The sequence below is a fragment of the Variovorax paradoxus B4 genome (genome assembly GCF_000463015.1).
Classification (GTDB): Bacteria; Pseudomonadota; Gammaproteobacteria; order Burkholderiales; family Burkholderiaceae_C; genus Variovorax; species Variovorax paradoxus_E.
The window spans coordinates 988,643-1,006,373 of record NC_022234.1 but is presented as its reverse complement, the minus strand read 5'-3'; the positions used below and the strand labels follow the sequence as shown (position 1 = coordinate 1,006,373).

The 17,731-nt window shown below is 66.8% G+C and carries 18 protein-coding genes; 4 read left to right on the top strand and 14 right to left on the bottom strand.

The genetic code is table 11. The features are described from left to right. Nucleotides 1-21 precede the first annotated feature (21 nt). Nucleotides 22-1,353 (bottom strand): arylsulfatase, encoded by a 1,332-nt coding sequence (locus tag VAPA_RS31790; protein WP_021004358.1) that lies wholly within the window; start codon nt 1,351-1,353, stop codon nt 22-24. A 93-nt stretch (nt 1,354-1,446) separates the two neighbouring features. Here VAPA_RS31790 and VAPA_RS31785 point away from each other — a divergent pair, with 93 nt between their 5' ends. After that, nucleotides 1,447-2,346 carry a LysR family transcriptional regulator gene (locus VAPA_RS31785; protein WP_021004357.1) on the top strand — a complete coding sequence of 300 codons (900 nt, stop codon included), beginning with the start codon at nt 1,447-1,449 and terminating at the stop codon, nt 2,344-2,346. A 173-nt stretch (nt 2,347-2,519) separates the two neighbouring features. Here VAPA_RS31785 and VAPA_RS35670 read toward each other — a convergent pair whose 3' ends face one another. From VAPA_RS35670 to VAPA_RS31730, 10 genes are all read right to left on the bottom strand, one after another. After that, complete coding sequence (locus VAPA_RS35670) at nt 2,520-2,942, bottom strand: hypothetical protein (protein ID WP_413470488.1); 423 nt, start codon at nt 2,940-2,942, stop codon at nt 2,520-2,522. A 153-nt stretch (nt 2,943-3,095) separates the two neighbouring features. After that, the gene (locus VAPA_RS31770) at nt 3,096-4,064 is read right to left on the bottom strand and encodes a PDR/VanB family oxidoreductase (protein ID WP_021004355.1); all 969 of its coding nucleotides are present in this window, start codon (nt 4,062-4,064) and stop codon (nt 3,096-3,098) included. 48 nt (nt 4,065-4,112) lie between these two features. Next, entirely contained in the window at nt 4,113-5,138 is a 1,026-nt protein-coding gene (locus VAPA_RS31765; RefSeq protein WP_021004354.1) for a Bug family tripartite tricarboxylate transporter substrate binding protein, read from the bottom strand. Nucleotides 5,139-5,205: 67 nt separating this feature from the next. Continuing rightward, nucleotides 5,206-6,483: a Rieske 2Fe-2S domain-containing protein gene (locus VAPA_RS31760; protein WP_021004353.1), complete on the bottom strand. Its 1,278-nt coding sequence runs from the start codon at nt 6,481-6,483 to the stop codon at nt 5,206-5,208. Between the two features lie 32 nt (nt 6,484-6,515). Further along, nucleotides 6,516-7,031, bottom strand: coding sequence for a MarR family winged helix-turn-helix transcriptional regulator (locus VAPA_RS31755; protein WP_196232592.1), 516 nt, complete (start codon nt 7,029-7,031; stop codon nt 6,516-6,518). 240 nt (nt 7,032-7,271) lie between these two features. Beyond that, nucleotides 7,272-8,285: a 2Fe-2S iron-sulfur cluster-binding protein gene (locus VAPA_RS31750; protein WP_021004351.1), complete on the bottom strand. Its 1,014-nt coding sequence runs from the start codon at nt 8,283-8,285 to the stop codon at nt 7,272-7,274. Then, complete coding sequence (locus VAPA_RS31745; protein ID WP_021004350.1) at nt 8,282-9,241, bottom strand: PdxA family dehydrogenase; 960 nt, start codon at nt 9,239-9,241, stop codon at nt 8,282-8,284. Before VAPA_RS31745 ends, VAPA_RS31750 begins: the two co-directional genes overlap by 4 nt. 2 nt (nt 9,242-9,243) lie before the next feature. Next, a complete protein-coding gene (locus VAPA_RS31740) occupies nt 9,244-9,708 on the bottom strand; it encodes an aromatic-ring-hydroxylating dioxygenase subunit beta (RefSeq protein WP_021004349.1) in 465 nt (154 codons plus the stop codon). 30 nt (nt 9,709-9,738) lie between these two features. Beyond that, on the bottom strand, nt 9,739-10,983 hold the full coding sequence (locus VAPA_RS31735) for an aromatic ring-hydroxylating dioxygenase subunit alpha (protein WP_021004348.1): 1,245 nt from the start codon (nt 10,981-10,983) through the stop codon (nt 9,739-9,741). A gap of 11 nt (nt 10,984-10,994) precedes the next feature. Continuing rightward, on the bottom strand, nt 10,995-11,963 hold the full coding sequence (locus tag VAPA_RS31730) for a Bug family tripartite tricarboxylate transporter substrate binding protein (RefSeq protein WP_021004347.1): 969 nt from the start codon (nt 11,961-11,963) through the stop codon (nt 10,995-10,997). Between the two features lie 82 nt (nt 11,964-12,045). Between VAPA_RS31730 and VAPA_RS31725 the strand changes: the two genes are divergently transcribed. Further along, nucleotides 12,046-12,846, top strand: a complete 801-nt coding sequence (locus VAPA_RS31725) for an IclR family transcriptional regulator domain-containing protein (protein WP_230559062.1) — start codon at nt 12,046-12,048, stop codon at nt 12,844-12,846. 45 nt (nt 12,847-12,891) lie between these two features. Here the strand turns inward: VAPA_RS31725 and VAPA_RS31720 are convergent, their stop codons facing one another. The 3 genes from VAPA_RS31720 to leuC are packed head-to-tail and all read right to left on the bottom strand — an operon-like array spanning nt 12,892 to nt 15,895. Next, entirely contained in the window at nt 12,892-13,884 is a 993-nt protein-coding gene (locus VAPA_RS31720; protein WP_021004345.1) for a Bug family tripartite tricarboxylate transporter substrate binding protein, read from the bottom strand. Continuing rightward, nucleotides 13,881-14,513 (bottom strand): 3-isopropylmalate dehydratase small subunit, encoded by a 633-nt coding sequence (gene leuD, locus VAPA_RS31715; RefSeq protein WP_021004344.1) that lies wholly within the window; start codon nt 14,511-14,513, stop codon nt 13,881-13,883. Before leuD ends, VAPA_RS31720 begins: the two co-directional genes overlap by 4 nt. Next, on the bottom strand, nt 14,510-15,895 hold the full coding sequence (gene leuC / locus VAPA_RS31710) for a 3-isopropylmalate dehydratase large subunit (RefSeq protein WP_021004343.1): 1,386 nt from the start codon (nt 15,893-15,895) through the stop codon (nt 14,510-14,512). Before leuC ends, leuD begins: the two co-directional genes overlap by 4 nt. A 116-nt stretch (nt 15,896-16,011) precedes the next feature. On the opposite strand from leuC, the gene VAPA_RS31705 reads away from it, so the two are divergent. Beyond that, entirely contained in the window at nt 16,012-16,740 is a 729-nt protein-coding gene (locus VAPA_RS31705) for a GntR family transcriptional regulator (RefSeq protein ID WP_021004342.1), read from the top strand. Between the two features lie 650 nt (nt 16,741-17,390). Then, nucleotides 17,391-17,714, top strand: coding sequence for a DUF2958 domain-containing protein (locus VAPA_RS31700; protein WP_021004340.1), 324 nt, complete (start codon nt 17,391-17,393; stop codon nt 17,712-17,714). Nucleotides 17,715-17,731: the final 17 nt, after the last annotated feature.

The following is a 17,731-nucleotide window of genomic DNA, read 5'->3' as shown; positions in this document are numbered from 1 at the left end:
GGTTGGGAAGGCAATACAGCATCAATCGAGCTGGCCCGGCGGCGTGTTCGGATGCTTCTGGAAACTGTCCTGGAAGGACTTGACCAGCTTGAGCGCGGGGCCGAGGACCCAGGTGTTGTAGACCAGCACGTCCGTCTCTTCCTTGGGGTCCCGCGTGATGTTGAAGAGATAAGGCGACTCCAGCTTGCCCTTGCCTTCGTTCACCTGAGGCTCCCAGTAGAAATGCAGCTTCCAGTCCCTCCACTTGACGGCCCGCAGCTCGTTCTTGATGTAGAACGCAAAGCCCTCGCGCGCCGACTTGTCCTGGTCGCCCAGGAAGAATGGCAACTGGTCGACGCCATCGATCGGGCGGTCCTGAGGCACCGAGACGCCGGCGAGTCCCGCCAGCGTCGTGTAGAGATCGGTCACGTGCACGATCTCGCTGCTCACGCGGCCGGCCGGAATGCGGCCCGGCCAGCGCACGATGAAGGGCACGCGCAGGCTGCCCTCCATGGCCGTGTGGTAGGTCCCGGACCAGGGACCCGCCGTGCCCCGGTAGGGCGCGCGGAATTCGGGGCCGTTGTCGCTGCAGAAGATCAGGAGGGTGTCGTCGGCCAGGCCCAGTTCGCCGATCGCCTTGACCACCTGGCCCACCCGGTGGTCCATCTCCACCATGCAATCTGCAAAATCGCCGGCGCCGGTCCGCCCCGCGAACTCGGGGTGCGGCAGCGTCGGAAAGTGAAGATGGACGAGCGGTAGATAAAGGAAGAAGGGCTTGCGCGCGGCGGCATTGCGCTGCATGAACTCGATCGAGCGATCGACCAGATCCGCATCGATGCCGCGGCGCGCCTCCAGGTCGTAGACCTTCACGCCCTCGGACTGCTCGCCCCGAAGCCCCTGCATGATCCATGGCAGGTCCACCACGCTCGGGTCGAAACCGACGGTCGACGTGAACTGGCTCTCATCCGTGGTGCGCGGAATGCCGTACCACTCGTCGAAACCCCGGTCCGATGGAAAGCGCCCCGGCACGTCTCCCAGGTGCCACTTGCCGAAGTGGGCCGTGGCATACCCCTGGCCGGACAGCAACTGCGCCAGGGTGATCTCGCGGCGGGTCAGCCCCTGAGGAAGACCCGGAGGCACCGACTGCAGGCAGCCTGTGCGGATCGGATGCCGTCCGCTCATGAGCGCCGAGCGCGTTGGGACGCAGTCGCTCTCGACATTGAAGTTCTGCAGCAGCAATCCTTGCTTCGCGAGCGCGTCGATGTTGGGGGTGGGGGCTCCCCGCAGGGCACCGCCTCCGTAGCAGCCGAGTTCGCCCCAGCCGAGGTTGTCGGCGAGGATGAGGACGATATTGGGTGTGGCGCGGGAAGGCATCGTGGGGCTGGCCTGTGGACTGGAACCATGAATCTACGCTGCGTTTGCAAGCAGAGGTATTCCCGGATGGAAGGAATTCCATAAAATCCAGGAATGTCACTCGCGATCCGCGACATCCAATATTTCCTGGCGGTCGCCAAGGCCGGCCAGCTTTCTTCGGCGGCGGAAGCGCAGGGCGTGACGCAGCCTGCACTGACCAAGGCGGTACGGCGGGTGGAACAGGAATTCGGACTCCAGATCTTCGAACGCAGTGTTCGCGGCATGACGTTGACGTCCGCGGGCCTCAGGCTGGCGGAACAGATGCGCAGGCTGCAGGCCAACTACGCCGACACGGTCCTGCTGGCCGACGCCATGCGGGCCCAGCAAGCCGGCCTCCTGCGCATCGGCGTGACCGACACCACGGCTGGCAATCGAATCGCGGCGGTGCTCGGGCCGCTGCTGATGCAACGTCCGGGACTGCGCGTCCGGGTGCGGGTGGACCGCTCGGATGCATTGGCTGTGCAGGTGGTCGAGGGAGAATTGGATCTCGCCCTGGTGCCCGCCTACGAGGGCCAGCCGCTGGAAGCCGAGCGGACCAAGATTGACAACGATCCCATGCTGCCGCTGGTGCGCGCAAAGCACCCGCTGGCCTTGCGTTCGCGCCTGTCGCTCAAAGACGTCGCGAACTTCGGATGGATGACCGGCCCCGTGCACTCGGCCGCATACCGTGCTTTGGAAGAGATATTTGCACGGCACGGTCTTCCCCCACCCACGATCGTCATGCAAGTTCCCTTCGCGTCGGAGATGAACCTCTCCGTGCTCGCGACGACCGACCTTGTCACGCTGGTGCCGCGTTCGTTCATGCGGCATGCGCCGGACCACCGATTCGCCGTACTGCCCATTGCCGCCCTCCGCATCCCCCGCGCGGTGGTGCTGCTCTCTCGGCCCGGGTCGGCATGGTCTCCGCTGATGCAGACGCTGCGCGACAACCTTCTCGCGCTTGGGCGCAGCTGAGAGATCTTCGACCAGCGTTGGTGCCCGAACTTGTGCATCGTTTGGGTTACGCCGCGGAACATCCTGAGAAGCGCTGACCACGAACTCTGGCCGGGTCAGTGAACTGACCAATGCGCCGCATTGCAACTGAACTGGTCGACCGGAAAGGGGGCGGACGGCAGTTGCACCGTCGCTCATATCTTCGGAATGTTGGCTCCACTGACAGACCGCATGGCATGCGCAAATTCCGCGAGGACCGCAGGCTGCGCCAATCCGTCTCGTCGAAAGAACAAGCCGAACGACGGCAGGACGACCTGCGGTCCGACTTTGAGCCTTTGTACGCCGCCCCTGGCGATTTCGTCCGCCGCATGCTCCAGTCGTACCGCGCACAGCAGCGAGGGATCCTTGCGAAGGACGGTGCCGCCGGCCGGAACGCCGCCCAGCATCGTCGCGCGGCTGAACGCGGAGATCAATGCCGCGGTGACCGATGCGGATGTCCGTCGCAGGGCCGAGGCCGCGGGACTGCAACTTCGCGGGAGCACCAGCGAGGACTTCAGCGCGTTCATTGCGAGCGCAACCCGCAAGTGGGCGCAGATCATCAAGACTGCGAACATCATGGCCGAATGATGAGTCCGGCGCATAGGGAGCAGCGGCCGGCCGCACGCCGGAGTGTCTGAGAAGCCCGGTACTTCGTCAGACGGACAGAGTCGCCAAGCGAAATCGGGACCGGGAGGATCGGGTCCTGCGGCGGTCGCCTTTCGCGGGGGTGCCTAGAGATCAACTACCAGCGTCGCACTGCAAGCGCGCGAGCAGCAAGCCATCATCGTCTTGTTGCTCGCCCGCTCGGCTTCGGTAAGGATTTCGTCGCGGTGTTCGGGGATGCCCTCGAGCACATGCACCTCGCAGGAACCGCAGATGCCCTGGCGACAGGAATAGTCGACATTCACTCCAGCCTGCAGAAGCGCGTCGAGTGTGCTCAGTTCGGGCCCCACCATGACGCTGCGTCCGCTCCTGGCCAGGCGCAATTCGAAGCTGCCCGCATCCGGCGGTGGCGCTGCGGCGCCGAAGCGCTCCACGTGAACGCGCGCTGGATCGATGTCCCGTGTCGCTTCGGTAAACGCATCGAGCATGCCTTCGGGCCCACAGCAGTAGAAGTGCGTGCCCGGCACAGCGTCGGACACGAGCGCGCCCAAGTCGATGCGGCCCGCGCTGGCACTGCTGTGCAGGTGCACGCGCTCTCCCAGTTGCCGAAGCTCTCGCGCAAAAGGCGCGACCGCCGCGTGGCTGGTTGTGTAGTGCAGGCGCCATGGCCGGCCTTTGCGCTCCAAGGTCCTTGCCATCGGCAGCAGCGGTGTGATGCCGATGCCACCGGCGAGGAGCAGCGACGGGCCATCATGGTCTGCCAGTGCAAACTGGTTCCGTGGCGCGGACACTTGAATCATGTCGCCGACACGCAACCGGTCGTGCACGTAGGCCGATCCGCCTCGACTGTCCGTTTCACGCTTCACGGCCAGCACGTAGACTCCTTCTTCACCGCTGACCACCGAATAGGGGCGCGTCACGCCGTTGGCGAGACGTACATCCACATGGGAGCCGGGCGAAGCGGGCGGGAGCGCGCGATCCTCGATGTGGCGAAGTTCGATGCTCAGCACGGCCGGCGATTCCAGGCGCATGGCAGCCACCTGGACCGCGAAGACGCTCTCACCCCGGCCTGCGTTTTTCTCTTCTTGCTTCTGCATTTCTTCCCGAGACCGCGGCCGAGAAGGACCGGTGGCCTTCAGCCTTCCTCACTGTTGCACTGTAAGGCCGGCGGCCTTGATGACCTTGCTGAACTTGGTCACATCCTTCTCGAGCCATTTCCTGGCGTCCGAGGACCCCACGAAAGTGGGCTGGACGTCAAGGTCGTTCAGCTTCCTGACGATCTCTGCGTCCTTCATCGTGGTCTGCAGCGCGGCTTCGAGTTTCGCGACCACGCTCGCAGGCGTGCCCGCGGGCGCCGACAGAGTCACAAGCTGTTCGTTGTCGTCCATCTCCGGGTAGCCCTGCTCGCCGGTGGTTCCGACCTGCGGCATGGCCTTCAGGCGCTCGTGCCGCTGAACGGCGATGTTGCGAATACCGTTGCCCTCGAAGTTCCGCACGATCGAGCTGTACGGCAGCGCGCAGGCCTGCACTTCGCCCGCCCGTAAGCCGGTCAGGGCCGGGGCAACGCCGTTGTAGGGCACATGGATGACATTCAGGGCGGTTCCCGTCTTGGACTTCACCAGGCCCTTGAACATCTCGAGCTGCAGATGATTCAGCCCACTCACGCCGGTCGTGCAGAAGCTCAGGCCGCCCGGCCTGTCGTGTGCCAGTTTCACCAGCTCAGGCAACGTCTTGACCTGCGCCGACGCGTTGACCGCGAACAGCGAGGTATAGATGGCCACGCCGCCGAGCGGCGTGTAGTCCTTCAGCTGGTACTCGAAGTTCGGCACGATCAGGTTCAGGAAGCCGAACGCGGAACCGGACGCAATGAACAGGGTGTAGCCATCGGGCTTGGCCTGGGCGACGTAACGCGCTCCGACCGCGCTGCCCGCGCCTGGACGGTTCACGACCAGCACCGGTTGGCCCAATAGGTCGCGCAGCTTTTCCGCAATGACGCGGGCGGTCGCGTCCAGACTGCCGCCGGGCGCGAACGGAACGATGATGGTCACCGGCTGTTTGGGATAGTCTGTTTCGGCAGCCTGTCCCACGCCTGCGCCGAGGGCGATGGCGCCGGCCAGAAAAAGATTGCGGATCAGCGCCCGCGCGCCGAGGGGAAAGTGAGGGAATTTCATCGTATGTCTCCTGGTCTTGTGTATGGACGCGTCGGGTGTCGCCGGGTCGCAAATCCCGGGGTGGCCCTCAGGTGGCTGACAGGTCCTTCGGTCGTGCCGTGCCTATCAGTTCTTCCGACTCGGTGGGGTCGAGGCTTTCAGGCAGCACGGCCTGCGTCGCACGCACGCTGTACAGGTGCGGCATGTCCGGGCCCACGGGGCGCTGGCCTTCCGCGCAGGCGAGCGCCGCGTCGATAAGCAAGCGGCGCATCGCGACCACGGCGCGATCGCTGGTGCCGAGATGCTCGCGCGTCCTGTCGACGATGGGACCGGCCGACTCGGCGACCATTGCATCCTGTGCGCGGATGCCCGCGATCCCGGTGAAGGACACGGTCTTCTGCAGCTGCCGATCGATGAGGTAGTCGTTGTCCAGGCGCTCGGTCGGCCGCGTGGTGCCTGGAACGACCCTGCGGTGCGCGTAGTCGCCGTTGCGCCACGCCTTCAGCTCCTTCTCTTCCAGCGGACGATCCGGTCGGAAGGTGGCACACAGCACCCAGCAGCGCTCATCGTTCATCGGCACCCACATGCGCACCAGCCGGGCTTCGGCAGGATGCGGCGGAATCATGGTGTAGAAGGGCAGCAGGAACTGGTTCAGGCGCCAATAGCGCTGGCTCTCGTCGACGCGGCGCCCGTTGCAGGCCATGAAGCCCGATGGGCTCGGCACGATCTTCCAGAGTGGCGCCTTGTCGTTCTTGAAGAACCGGCCGGTGAGGGCGCGATCATCGTCATTCGTCCTGTCGACGAGGCTGTGCAGGAAGCCGACATGCGCGCTGTCCAGTTCTCCCTCCATGGCCTGGGCGTAGTTGCAGTCCTGTTCCCAGCGCGAGACGTAGACGTGCGAGGAGGGCAGCCCGAGCCACTCGAAGTCGGGCAGCGGAGGCTCCTTGTCGGGCTCGCCCATGTAGACCCAGAGCACGCCCCCGGCGATGCGCGCCGGATAGGCGCGCGCGCGCACCTTGCAGCGCATGGGACTGTCGGGTGCCTCGGTCGGCATGTCCAGGCACTGGCCATCCACGCCGAACTTCCAGCCGTGATAGACACAACGCACGCCGCCTTCCTCGTTGCGGCCGAAGAAGAGACTGGCACCGCGGTGCGGGCAATGCTGGTCGAGCACGCCGATGCGGCCTTCCGTGTCGCGGAACACCACCAGCGCTTCTCCGAGCAGTTGCAGACGCACGGGCGGCTCGTCGGTGCCAGGTACCTCGGCCTCGGTCATCGCCGGGGTCCAGAAGCACCGCATCAGCTTCCCCATCGGGGTATCGGGGTTGGTGCGCGTGAGGAGGTCGTTGTTTTCTTTGCTGAGCATGATTGACGTGGGTACCGTTGTGGAGTGGTATTTCAGTCCGAGAGGTCGGCCTCGAAGGCGTCGTCGCCCAGCCTCGGAAGGTTCTCGATCAGCTTGTGCAGGTCCGCGCGCAGGCGTTTGACCTGTGCGGCGCTCATGCCATCGGTCAAACGGGCTTCGCGCTGCTGCGATGTGCTGTACAGCTCCTGGGAGAGGGAGCGACCCGTCTCGGTCAGGCTGATCGTCATCTCGCGTCCATGCCGAGCGAGTGTGACAAGGCCCTGCTGACTGAGGACCTGCAGGCTCCGACTGGCCGCGGCCTTGTCGACGTCCGCGGCAGCGGCAACGAACGCGGCGCTGCATTCGTGCTCGACACCCAAGGCCAAGAGAAGCCGGTACTCCGTCGTCCCGATGTCCCAGCGCTGCATGTAGAAGCTCGATGCGCTGCGGCTCAGGCGGACGGACAGGCTCGTGACCAGCCATCCGATGAAATCCGTTGCGAGCGCGGGCAATGGCCGCTCCATCACGGGATCGCTGGTGTCAGAGCGCCGCTGCGCGACCTTTTCCACTGCGCGTGGATGGGAAGCGCGGCGAGGTGCGGCAGGTAATTTCTTGGCTGGCATCGTAGGGGCAGGAGATGAACGCGATGACTATTGTTGATCTATCAACGTTGATATGTCAACGATCGGGTTTTCCCGCATGTTGCATCGCGCAGCGCGCAATCGACGCCGCCTCGCCGTCGCAAGCGGCCTGCGTGAACCTGATGATCGAGAATATGCCCACGCCGAAGGCGAAGCGGACGTTCCCACTCAAGGGTGGGCGGCTGGCCCCTCGACGAACACGTCGGAGTGGAAGTCGCCCGCGTCGAGTCTGCGATGCCGCAGCGCTGCGTTGCGCACCGCGTTCACCATCGCTGGTGAGCCGCAGCAATACAGCTCATGTCCCCGCAGGTCGGCGCACGTGGCGAGCAGCGCCTCGTCGGCTCGGCCCGCGAAGTCGCCGTCGCCTGCCGCGCCGTCGTCGCTCAGCGCACTGACGAAGCGCATCCTCGGCCATTGCTTCTGCCAGCGCGCGACTGCCGGGCGCAGGTAGATGCCGTCGGCCTGCCGCGCCGCCCAGATCAGCGTGATGGGCCGGTCGATGCGCCGCTTGAGCATGTCGTCCAGGATGGACTTCACCGGCGCGAAGCCGGTGCCGCCCGCCACGAACACCACGGGCCGCGCCTGTTCCTGCTGCAGCGAGAACGCGCCAAAGGGCAGCTCGATGTCGAGCAGCTCGCCTGCCGCCAGCTGCGACACGCGCGCGCTGAAGGCGCCGCCCGGCACATGGCGCACGTGCAGCGTGACGGCGTCGCTCTCGTGCGGCGCATTGGCCATGGAGTAGCTGCGCGTGCTGCCGTCGGGCAGCGAAAGCTGCAGGTACTGTCCGGCCCTGAACCTGGCGCGCTGCCCCGCGGGCAGGCGCATCTGCAGCACAGACACGTCGAGCGCGGCCAGCTCGTTGCGGAACACCTTCGCCGTGAAACGCTTGCGCGCGTCAGGGTCGACGCGGCGCATCGCGGTCGGCGCGATCTCGATGTCGCCGCGCGGCGCGCACATGCAGAACAGCACCTGGTTCGGCAGGCAGGTCTCGTTGGTGATGGCGCCCGTGCCGATGGCCCCCACCTCGCCGCGCACCACGGCGCCGGCGCAATTGCCGCAAACGCCCTTGCGGCACGAGTAGGGCAGCTCGATGCCGGCGCGCGCTGCCGCATCGAGCACGCTTTCGTTGTCCGCGCATTCGAAGGCGACGTCGCGGCCGGCGATGAAGATGCGATGGCTCATGGCCGGCCTCCCGAGAGCAGCGCGATGGTGCGAAGTACGGCTTTCGGGTCGGCCGCGCCACGGCCCGCGATGTCCATGGCGCTGCCGTGCCCCACGCTCGACAGCAACGCATCGGCGCCGATGCTGAGCGCACTGGCGGCCTGCGGCGCGAGCAGCTTGACCGGGATGTGGCCCTGGTCGTGCAGCATTGCCACGTAGAGGTCGTGGCCGCCGTGCCCACGTTGGGCCAGCAGCATGTCGGCACCGGCCGGGCCGTGCATGCGCAGGCCCTCGGCGCGCAGCGTGTCGACGGCGGGCACCACGATGGCGGCGTCTTCCGGCCCGAACAGGCCGCCTTCCGAGGCGTGCGGGTTGATGCCGAACACGCCGATCGAAGGATCGGCCACGCCCAGCAGCGCGCAGGCTCGCGCGCCAGCCCGGACGGCTTGCGCGACCAGTGCCGGTGTCAGCCGATAGAGCGCGGCGCGAACGCTCTCGTGCAGCGTGGCATGCACGATGCGCAGGCCGCCGCCCACCAGCATGAGGAACACGCGGTCCTCGGGCACGCCGCACACGCGCGCGACCAGAGACGGGTAGCCGCTGAAGGCGATGCCGGCCTGGTGGATGGCGGTCTCGTGGTGCGGGCAGGCGACCACCGCATCGACCTCGCCGCGTCGGCAGGCCTGCAGCGCGGCGGTGGCGGAGGCGACGGCCGACGCGCCCGCCGCCGCATCGATGCGGCCGGGCACCGCGGCGCTCGCGGGCAGCTCGCCCACGCTCACGAGCCGCACGTCGCGTAGCAGCGCAGCCAGGCTGAGTTGTGCCGCCGTGCGCTCGAACACGCTGGCGGGGCCGTAGAGCGTGAGGCGCGCGCGGTCGGCTGCGGGCAGTGCGGCGAGCGCCTTCAGCGCAATCTCCGGACCGATGCCGTTCGGATCGCCGGCGGCCAGCGCGAGTTTGCAGGAGGGGGCGCGCATGGTCACAGCGGCAGCGCGAGCAGGGTGTCGATGACCGTGCTGTCGCACACCGCCACGCGCGATTGCAGGCGCAGCTGTCCTTCCTGCCGGACGAAGCGGTCCTGGTAGACGCCGGTGGCGAACACCTCGGTCTGGCCCGTGGCCATGATGCGCGCCACGATGAAAGGCGTGCGCGCCTCGGCGCTTTCGGCCTGCGCGTTCTGCAGCCGTGGCATGCCCAGCAGGTGCCGGTAGCGCTGGCGTTCGTAGATGTTGGCCTCGCGCAGCGCGGCGATGCGGTCTTCGAGCATCGCGCGCGAGTCGGCGTAGACGATGCCGGCCGCGAGGCCTTCGCGCTCGTTCTCGATGTGGGTGATGCGGTAGTGGCATTCTTCGGTGAAGAAGCCGGGCCATTGCTCCAGCGCATCGCTGTCGATGGTGTCGGCATAGGCCGCGTTGAAGGCGCACAGCGCCAGCAGGTCGATCATCGTGGGTTCTCTCTTTGCTTCGCTAGCGACTCATGCGCCCATGTGCCGGCGGTAGGCTTTCCAGAAGCCGCGCACCGAGGCCTCGGTGGCCCGGCCTTCGCTGGAGGCCGTCGCGTCACCGCCCATTTCGACGATGGCCTCATGGTCGGCCGCGCCGGCGATGCCGCGCTGCACGAACCCTCCGACCGCGCCGTCCTCCATCGAGATGAAGCCGGCCGGGCCGACCAGGTTCGATTGCTTGAGCCGTACCTTGCGCTGCTCGGGGGTGTCGTCGGCATAGCCGATGTAGGTCCAGTTCAGTTCGGTGCGCGTCGTGCCTCTGGGCAGTACCTGGCGCACGGCCAGGCAGTTCTGGATCTGCTGCAGCACGAAGCCGGGGAACACCGACAGGATCTGCAACGTCACGCCGTCGTCGTACTCCTTGAAGCCGGCCAGGACGCTCGGGTCCTTCAAGCGGTAACGGTCGTTGTCGGAGCGAAGGGCCTGCTCCCTGTATGACGCATCCTTCTCTGCGGCCGTGTCGATCATCGAATAGCTCACATGATGGCCGCCGCTCCCGTCGACGATCACGCCGCCTTTCTGCGACAGGCGGTTGAGCTCGAAGGTGGTGAAGAACAGGTGCAGCAGGCTGGCGTGGTAGCTGTCCTTGACGTTCTCGACGTAGAGCTTCCAGTTGTTGGGCAGTGCCTGCGTGAAGCGGCCGATGACCTCCACCGGCTTGTGCAGCACGCGTTCGATGCGCTGGCAGATCTCGTCGCCGAGATACTCTTCGATCGATGGCACGTTCTCGCTGAAGCTGCCGAAGACCAGGCCGCAGAAGCTCGCGATGCGCAGCTTGCGCGGGCCATGCGCTTCCTTGCAGAAGCTGGCGGGCATGCCGCCCTGGCCCTTCACGCCCTTCTCGAACGCCACGCCGGTCAGATCGCCCTGGCGGTTGTAGCTCCAGGCGTGGTAGACGCACTGGAAGTTGTCGCTGCGGCCCGATTTCTCGAGTGCGATCAATGCACCGCGGTGGGCGCAGCGGTTCTCGAAGGCGTAGATCTCGCCGTCGTCGTCGCGCACCACCACCACCGGCGTTTCGCCCGCAAAGGTGGTGCGGTAGCTGCCGGCGTCGGGCAGCTCGGCCTCCAGGCAAAGATAGTTCCAGACCTCGCCGCGAAAGATGCGCGCCTGTTCGTCGGCCGCGAGCTGGGGGTCGCTGTAGACCGCAAACGGGATGCGCGTGAGGCCGGGGCCGGACCAGTGGACCGGCTGGGATTGGATGTCGTTGTGCATGGGGAGATCGCTTATTCCATGGTGACCTTGGCGGCCTGGATGACCTTGTGCCACTTGGCCGATTCCGCCTGGATGAACTGGCCGGTGCGCGCGCTGTCCCAGCCGCGCGGCTCGGCGCCTTGCTCGGCAAATTTCTGCTTCACGTCGGGCAGCGCGAGCGCCGCGGCCATCGCCTTCTGCGTGGCATCGACCGTGGCCGCGGGTGTGCCCGGCGGCGCAACGACCGCGAACCAGGTGACCGCGTTCATGGCCGGCAGCTTCTGCTCGGCGAAGGTGGGCACGTTGGGCAAGGCCTTGGTACGCTGCTCGTCGGCTACGGCCAGGATGCGGACCTTGCCGGTGCGCTCGAACTGCAGCGACGAGGAGATGTTGTCGAAGAACACATCGACCTGCCCGCCGATGAGGTCGACCAGCGCGGGCGCGGTGCCCTTGTAGGGCACGTGCGTCATCTCGGTGCCCGTGAGTTGCATGAAGAGACTGGCCGTGAGGTGCGACGTGGTGCCGTTGCCCTGCGAGGCGAAGCTCACCTTGCCGGGGTTGGCCTTCAGGTAGGCGACGAACTCGGCCACGCTGTGCACCGGCAGCTTGGGGTTGACCACCAGCACGTTGGGCACGGTGGCCAGCACGGTCACGGGCACCCAGCGCGTCGGGTCGAACCCGAGCTTCTTGTACAGGTGCTGGTTGATGGCGATGGGTGCGGGCGGCGAGGCCAGCAGCGTCTTGCCGTCGGGCTCGGCGCGGAACACCACGTCGGCGCCGATGTTGCCGCCCGCGCCGGTGCGGTTCTCCACCACCACCCCCGCGGGGTACAGGTCGCGCAGCTTGTCGGCCACCACGCGCGGCAGGATGTCGGCGGTGCCGCCGGCGGGGAAGGGCACCACGAGGCGTGCAATCTTGTTGTCGTTCTGTGCCTGGGCCTGCGCCATCAGGCAGGCGCAGGCCAGCAGCGCAAGCGCGCGCCGGGTGAGTCTCTGGAACATTGGTTGTCTCCGTGTTGTTCGTGCATCGAGGGGATTCCAGTGTCTCTTTGCCAAGGCGCGTGCAACAAGCTAGATTTGCGCAATGCGCAAGAACCAGGCGAATTCCCCCAGCGAAGAGGTGGTGCCCGACAAGAATTTCGTGGCCTCGCTGCAAAAGGGCCTCGACGTGCTGACCTGCTTCGGCCGCCAGCACAGCCGCCTCACGGTGTCGGAGGTGGGGCGGCTCACGCAGAGCTCGCCCGCGTCGGCGCGCCGCTCGCTGCTCACGCTGCAGACGCTGGGCTATCTCGACAGCGACGGCAAGCGGTTCTGGATGCTGCCGAAGGCGCTGCTGGTGGCGCACGCGTATCTCGCGTCGCGGCCCGCGCCCTCGCTGGCGCAGCCGCTGCTCGATGCGCTGTCGGAGCGCACGCGGGAGTCGGCGTCGTTGGCCATGCTGCAGGGCGACGACGCGATCATCATTGCGCGCTCGACCGCGCGGCGCAGCCTGAGCACGGGGCTGGGCATCGGCTCGCGGCTGCCGGCGTACTGCGCGGCATTGGGGCGCGTGTTGCTCGCAGGCTTGCCGCCCGAAGAGGCGGCGCGGCGCGTGCGCGCCATGACGCGCCCGCGCCTGAGCGCGCGCACCGTCACCGATGCCGGCGAGGTGCTGGCGCTCATCGCGCGTTGCCGTGAAGAAGGCTACGCCAGCAACGACGGCGAGCTCGAACTGGGTGTGCGATCGATGGCCGTACCCGTGTTCGACCGCTCGGGCCAGGTCATGGCGGCGATGAGCATCGCCGTGCGCGCCGAACGCATGACGCTGGCGGAAGTGCGCGAAACCTTCCTGCCGCCGTTGCGCAAGGCCGCTGGCAGCCTGGTGGCGCGGCTGCACGCCGCCTGAACCGCGCACGCGGCATGCGGAACTGCGCGTGTGTCGCCCGTGCTGCTATTCGGCCTTGACGCCCGCCGCCTTCACCACCGGCGCCCACTTGGTGATCTCGCTGCGGATCGTCGCGGCGAAGTCCGCCGCGGTGGAGCCGACCGGCTCCACGCTCAGTTCGGCCAGCCGATGGCGCACGTCGGGCATCTGCATCACCTTGACGAGGTCGCCCGACAGCCTGGCCGCCACCGGCGCTGGCAAGCCGGCCGGCGCGACGAAGCCGAACAGGCTCTCCAGCGAATAGCCCGCGATGGTTTCGCCGATGGTGGGGTAGTCGGGGTAGATGCGGCTGCGTTTCGCGTTGGTGATGCCCAGCACCTTCAGCTTGCCGGCCTTCACGTGCGGCAGCGCCGAGTCGAGCAGCACGAAGCCGACCGGCACGCGTCCGCTCAGCAGGTCGTTGTAGGCCGGCGCACTGCCGTTGTAGGGGATGTGCACCATGCCGGTTTTCGCGCGCACGTTCATGAGTTCGCCCGCCAGGTGCGTGGCGGTGCCGATGCCCAACGAGGCGTAGCTGACGGCGCCGGCCTTGGCGCGCGCCTTCTCGATGAGCCCCTTCACATCGTCAGCCGGAAACGACGGGATCGCCACCAGCGCGATCACCGGAAAGCCCAGCAGGCTCAGCGGCGTGAAGTCCTTGACGGCGTCGTAGGGCAAGTCGGTGCGCAGCGACGGGTTGATGGTGAATGCGCTGATGACGATGCCGAAGGTGTAGCCGTCGGCTGGCGCGCGGGCGATGGCCTGCGTGCCGACGATGGTGCCGGCGCCCGGCTTGTTGTCGACGATCACGCTCTGGTTCCAGAGCTCGCCGAGCTTCTGGGCCATGAAGCGGCCGATGACGTCGGTGGCGCCGCCCGGCGGCAGCGGGATGACCATGCGCACCGGGCGCGAAGGAAAGTCGGCCGCCAGCGCGTGGCGCGACAGCAGCGCCGAGGCGGCGAAGGCCGTGGCGGTGCGAAGCACATCGCGGCGCGATGGCGCAAGGGGGTGAAGGGTCACGGCGTCTCCTTTGTCTTCAGATAGATCCATGGTCGTGCCTGGGCATCGCGCGCCTGGAATGCGTCGATCTCGGCGCTGCGCGCCAGCGTCAGCTCGAGGTCGTCCAGGCCGCGCAGCAGGCCCTCGCGGCGCCGCGCGGGCAGGGCGAAATGCAGCGCGGCCATGCCGGGCGCATGCACCGTGCAGGCAGGAAGATCGACTGTGACGGGCGAGGAAGGCGTTCGAGACACCGCATGCGCCAGTGCCTCTACTTGCGCGCGCGCCAGCTGCACTGGCAACAGGCCGTTCTGGAAGCAGTTGCCGTAGAAGATGTCGCCGAAGCTCGGCGCCACGACGCACCGTATGCCCAGCGCCATGAGCGCCCACACAGCGCCTTCGCGCGAGCTGCCGCAGCCGAAGTTGTCGCCCGCCAGCAAGATGTGCGCGCTTCGGTAGGGCGTGCGGTTCAGAACAAAATCGGGGTCCTCGCTGCCGTCGGCACGAAAGCGCAAGGCAGCGAGCGCGTGCGGCCCCAACTGCTCGCGGGGCACGCCGCTGAAAAGCGGCTCGACGCGGATGATCGTGTCGGTGTCGATGTTGTCGAGCAGCAGCGGCGCGGCCACGGCCTGCAGCACCGTGAACGGTGTCATGCGCGTGCCTCCAAGGTGCGGTGGTCGACGATGCAGCCTGCGACTGCGGCAGCCGCCGCCATCTGCGGGCTCGCCAGGTGGGTGCGCGCGCCCGGGCCCTGGCGGCCGACGAAGTTGCGGTTCGAGGTTGACACGGCGCGCTGCCCCGGCGGCACGGCCTCGCCGTTGCCGGCCACGCACAGCGAGCAGCCCGACTCGCGCCATTCGAAGCCTGCATCGCAAAAGACCTGATCGAGCCCTTCGTCCTCGGCCGCGCGCTTCACGAGTTCGGAGCCGGGCACGACCCAGGCCCTCACGCCCCCGGCCACGCGTCGGCCCCGCACAATATCTGCGGCCAGCCGCAGGTCCGAGATCCGTGCGTTGGTACACGAGCCGATAAAGACCCAGTCGACAGGCGTGCCCGCGATCGGGTCGCCGGCACGCAGGCCCATGTAGTCGAGCGCGGCCTGCTGCGCCGGGCCTGCGGGCACGGGCACCACGCCGCCGACACCGAGCACATCCTGCGGGCTCACGCCCCATGTGACCTGCGGGTCGATACCCGACGCATCGATGCGTACTTCTCGGTCGTATGCCGCGTCGTCGTCTCCGCGCAACTCGCGCCATTGCGTTACCGCGCGTTCCCACAGCGCTTCCGCCGGGGCGTAGGGGCGACCGCGAAGGTAGTCGAAGGTGCGTGCGTCCGGCGCGATGATGCCGAACCGCCCGCCCATTTCCACCGACAGGTTGCACACCGTCATGCGCGCTTCCATGTCGAGCGCGTCGATCGCCGGGCCGGCGTACTCGACCGCGCAGCCCGCGGCCCCGGTGGCGCCCAGGCGGCCGATGGTGTGCAGGATCAGGTCCTTCGCGCTCACGCCGCTCGGCAGCGCGCCGTCGAACCAGATGCGCATCTGGCGCGGGCGCTGCAGCACGATGGTCTGCGTGGCCGCGACGTGCTGGAACTCGGTGGCGCCGATGCCGAACGCCAGTGCGCCGAGGGCACCGTGCGTGCAGGTGTGGCTGTCGCTGCAGACGATGGAGGCGCCCGGCAGGGTCAGTCCAAGTTCGGGCCCGACCACGTGCACGATGCCTTGGCCGGCCTGCCCGAGGTCGAACAGCCGGATGCCCTGGGTCTGGGTCTCGTGGCGCAGGTCCTTGAGGTATCGCAGCGCGTTGGCCGTGTGGCCGGTTCGGCCTGGGGCGGTGGACACGGTGTGGTCGGGCGTCGCGAAGGTGAGTTCGGGGTTGCGCACCGCGTGGCCGCGCTGGCGCAGCGCGGCCAGCGCCTTGCTGCCAGGGTCGCTCACCAGGTGGCGGTCCACGTGAAGCAGAGAGAAGCCGTCGCCCAGGTCCACCACTACATGGGTGTCCCATATCTTGTCGAAGAGCGTGCGGCCTGCCATGTGTTGTCCGGTGGTCTCGTGGTGATTGCAGCGGCCCGGAGTGGCTGCTTGGTCTTATTGTATTTACATCAATACATTTAGCAAGGTGCAGGGCTGCTAGCAGTTAAGATTTCCGCATGGACCTCAACAGGCAACCCGGCGTCGCACTGCACCACCAGATATCCACCATGATCGAAGACATGGTGGCCAGCGGCCGGCTGCGCGACGGCGACCAGTTGCCCACCGAAGAAGACCTGGGTGCGCAGTACGGCGTGTCGCGCGTGACGGTGCGGCGGGCCTTGCAGTCGCTTGAAGCGCGCGGCCTGCTGAAGCGGCAGCGCGGCCGGGGCACCTACCTGTCGGTGCCGTTCCGGTCGGCACCGCTGCCGATGCCCATGAACGCGTTCCTCTCGGCCATGGCCGAGCGCCGCTCGCGCAGCACGCCCAGCGTGAAGGAGTTCGGCTTCGTGCCCGCGCCGCTCGACGTGGCAACGGCGCTGCAGCTCGACGAAGGCACGATGGTGCTGAAGGTGGTGCGCGTGCGCGCGACGGGACGCACGCCGATCCTGCACAGCGTGGTCTACCTGACTGAGGACGTGGGGCGGCTTTTCACCAGAGCCGACTTCGGCCGTGCGGCGCTGACCGAACTGCTGCAGGGCAAGGGCATCCGCTACGAGCGCATCGAGATGGTCACGCGCGCTACGCTGGCCGACGTGACGCTGTCCAAGCTGCTCGACGTGGGCATCGGCTCCGCGCTGGTCGATGTCATGCGCATCGGCTATGACGAGGCGGGTCGGCCTTTCGAATTCCAGATTCTGCGCGGGCCTTCTGACCGCTTCCACACGCACGTCACGATCAAAGGTTGAGTGCGGAGCACTTCATGCGTGCTGGCCGGTGCCGCAGGGGCGATACTTCATAAACCAAGCCGGCGACGGGGCAGCTCCCGATAACCGGGGATTTCAGCTACCTGTGGGCTGACCGACGAACGGTAATGGGGTGTTCTCGTGACCTACGTTATCAGGAGTTAAGACATGAGACTGAACCAACGACCGATAACTGGGTGTTCTCGCGACTTGAGGCGTCTAGCCAACCGACAGTCATAGGGTGTTTACGTGCCTGTGGTTATCGTCGGTTGGTCTCCTGCCCGTGAACAGAGCCGTGTCGCGTCAGAGGCCACGCGTACTCGCCTGATCGGCCATGGACAGGCCTCGCATCTCCTGGAATGCTGATGCCCATTCGACCGGCCGAAGCTTCGAAGCATGTATCGCCAATTCGAAGCTGGCTATTTGGGCCCGCATGTGCCGCGCACGTTCGCCACGGAGATGCTGCGAAGGAGAGATGTCGGGCCTCGCCGTTCTTTGGAACTTGAGGTATGTAAGAGGCAACCCGCACCCTACGCAGAGCCACCGTTCTACTGTCCAGAATGGTCTACACAGTTGTGCCAGCCAGAGCGAACCGCAAACGCCAATCGGTTGATGCATCGCTAGAGAGCGGGTACCTGATTCTTGGAGATTCCATGTTCTTGCTGACCGAAGAGCAACGCACTCAGATGCTCTCCAACGGCGCGGCCCGCACCCGAGGCGAGCACACCGATCCCTATCCCGTTCTCAAGCTTTACACCCCGGATGGTGGCCTATCGTGGGTCTTGAGTGAATTGGACGTAGACGGAGACCTGGCCTATGGGCTTATTGACGTTGGCACCGGATTTCCCGAACTTGGCCTAGTGAGTCTGTCTATGTTGGCGAGCATCAAAGGGCCGAGGGGCATGTCAGTGGTGGCCGAGCCGCACTACAAGGCGCGCAAGACGTTGTCGGCCTACCTAGGAGCCCGTCGGGCTTAGCAGTCTTCCGGCTGAAG

Excerpts from the sequence above, each read along its gene's own strand:
- VAPA_RS31760 (WP_021004353.1), bottom strand. The coding sequence starts at position 6,483 with ATGCTCAGCAAAGAAAACAACGACCTCCTCACGCGCACCAACCCCGAT.
- VAPA_RS31740 (WP_021004349.1), bottom strand. The coding sequence starts at position 9,708 with ATGATCGACCTGCTGGCGCTGTGCGCCTTCAACGCGGCCTATGCCGAC.
- VAPA_RS31735 (WP_021004348.1), bottom strand. The coding sequence starts at position 10,983 with ATGCACAACGACATCCAATCCCAGCCGGTCCACTGGTCCGGCCCCGGC.
- VAPA_RS31765 (WP_021004354.1), bottom strand. The coding sequence starts at position 5,138 with ATGAAATTCCCTCACTTTCCCCTCGGCGCGCGGGCGCTGATCCGCAAT.
- leuC (WP_021004343.1), bottom strand. The coding sequence starts at position 15,895 with ATGGCAGGCCGCACGCTCTTCGACAAGATATGGGACACCCATGTAGTG.
- VAPA_RS31730 (WP_021004347.1), bottom strand. The coding sequence starts at position 11,963 with ATGTTCCAGAGACTCACCCGGCGCGCGCTTGCGCTGCTGGCCTGCGCC.
- VAPA_RS31770 (WP_021004355.1), bottom strand. The coding sequence starts at position 4,064 with ATGCAGAAGCAAGAAGAGAAAAACGCAGGCCGGGGTGAGAGCGTCTTC.
- VAPA_RS31700 (WP_021004340.1), top strand. The coding sequence starts at position 17,391 with ATGTTCTTGCTGACCGAAGAGCAACGCACTCAGATGCTCTCCAACGGC.
- VAPA_RS31745 (WP_021004350.1), bottom strand. The coding sequence starts at position 9,241 with ATGCGCGCCCCCTCCTGCAAACTCGCGCTGGCCGCCGGCGATCCGAAC.
- VAPA_RS31790 (WP_021004358.1), bottom strand. The coding sequence starts at position 1,353 with ATGCCTTCCCGCGCCACACCCAATATCGTCCTCATCCTCGCCGACAAC.
- VAPA_RS35670 (WP_413470488.1), bottom strand. The coding sequence starts at position 2,942 with ATGATGTTCGCAGTCTTGATGATCTGCGCCCACTTGCGGGTTGCGCTC.
- leuD (WP_021004344.1), bottom strand. The coding sequence starts at position 14,513 with ATGACACCGTTCACGGTGCTGCAGGCCGTGGCCGCGCCGCTGCTGCTC.
- VAPA_RS31705 (WP_021004342.1), top strand. The coding sequence starts at position 16,012 with ATGGACCTCAACAGGCAACCCGGCGTCGCACTGCACCACCAGATATCC.
- VAPA_RS31725 (WP_230559062.1), top strand. The coding sequence starts at position 12,046 with ATGCGCAAGAACCAGGCGAATTCCCCCAGCGAAGAGGTGGTGCCCGAC.
- VAPA_RS31785 (WP_021004357.1), top strand. The coding sequence starts at position 1,447 with ATGTCACTCGCGATCCGCGACATCCAATATTTCCTGGCGGTCGCCAAG.
- VAPA_RS31750 (WP_021004351.1), bottom strand. The coding sequence starts at position 8,285 with ATGAGCCATCGCATCTTCATCGCCGGCCGCGACGTCGCCTTCGAATGC.